1 protein-coding gene is annotated in these 1,628 nt (G+C 73.8%); it reads right to left on the minus strand.

Annotated elements, in window-relative coordinates:
• Positions 1–425: 425 nt before the first annotated feature.
• On the minus strand, positions 426–1,628 hold a 1,203-nt coding region (locus tag BGO37_RS15235; RefSeq protein WP_291756252.1), incomplete at its 5' end, for a threonine/serine exporter family protein.

The raw sequence follows: 1,628 nt of genomic DNA on the forward strand, positions 1-1,628 counted from the left end.
TGTCATGTTCACAATCGCTTTCCGCGGGGCACCCTGTCCCGCATCTAACGAGATATCACACGTATGATGTTTCTATCAAGAGACATACGACGTGTTATGTCTGGCGCAAGGCGTTGTTCACGTGCGACAGACGCTCAGCGCGCGGGCGGGTCGGCGCCGGGGGTCGGCTCCGGCGGGGCGGCGCCGGCGGGGCGGCGCCGGCATCCGTGCGTACCGTTCTCAGGAACGCAGGGGTCGCGGCGCCTCGACACGCCGCGGCCCGGCGCCCTGGGGCTCTCGCGGTCCTGAGAACGGTACAGCCGAGGCGCGGGGGAAGCACTCGCGCGGGCGGCTCGCGGGCGGCGCGCGGGCGGCGCGCGGCCGGCTCGCGGGCGGCTCGCGGGCGGCTCGCGGCCGGCTCGCGGGCGAGGTCGCGGGCTGGTCCCTCAGCGCGCGGGCGGCTCGGCGCCGGGCGCGGACGCGTCGCGCGATGGGTGGAAGCGGGCCACCCTGCGCCATCCGCGCGCCACGACATCGACCTCGCGCGTCATGCTGGCGCCGACGACCATCCCCAGGGCGATGGACACGAGCGACACCAGCGTCCCCGCGACGAGGTCCGCGGCGCCGGCGCCGTCGGTCCCCTCGGCCACCCGGCTGAGCCCGATGAAGCCGAGCGCACCGGGGACGAGCAGCCAGTACGCGCACATCAGCATGACCGCCGACGGCGGCGCCGCCGGGATGCGGCGCAGCAGTCCCACGACCACGATCACCACGACCGCGCCCACGAACCCCGAGAGCTGGGCGCCGATCGCGAGCGCCCCGAGCGCCTGCGCCCCGTAGGCGACGACGAGCGAGACCACGATCCACGGGAACGCGCCGCGCGGCGCGACCGAGAACAGCGTGTAGCCGATCGCCGTGAGCACGACGCCCACCCACGGAGCCCACGCGCCGAGCGGCGGCAGCGGATTCTCGGCCGGGTGCACACCGAGGATCGAGATCGCCGCGAACACGCCGAACACCAGCAGTCCGAGCCGGGCGACGCCGTAGACCATGCGGCTCGCGCCGGCGACCACCTGATTGCTGGTGAGCTCCACGGCGGCGAGCGTGAGCGTGAGCCCCGGCAGGAGGCTCACGAGGGCGGGGGCGACGAGCCGGATCGGGTCGTCGCCGATCAGCGGCGCGACGAAGAGTCCCGTGCCCAGCGTGATGCCGAAGGGGATCAGCACCGGGAGCACGAGCGACAGCTGCGCGAACCTGGCGGTCAGCACCACGACGGTCCCCACGATCGCGCCGAGGACGGCGTAGAAGGGGAGGGCGAGCGCCACGGGATCGAGCACCAGCCCGAAGCCGACGGTGAGCAGGGCGTGTCCGAGGATCATCGTGACCGCGTTGAAGCGAGGCGGCGTCGCGCGGATGCGCTCCAGCTCCCGGACGACGTCGGCGGGAGGCATCCGCTGCATCCGCGCCCGCTCGATGAGGCGCTCCACGGCGCCGGCCTGGTCGAGCCGCAGGTCGCCGTGCGTCGCCGGGAAGAGCTCCGTGCGCTGCGAGCCCGCCGACGGGTCTTCGACGAGGACGAGGGTGGGCAGCACGAAGCTCTGCACGTCGTCGCGCCCGTAGGCGCTGCTGAGCTCGTGCAGGATGCGCTC

This window comes from Cellulomonas sp. 73-92 (genome assembly GCF_001898175.1).
In the GTDB taxonomy this organism is placed as follows: Bacteria; Actinomycetota; Actinomycetes; order Actinomycetales; family Cellulomonadaceae; genus Cellulomonas.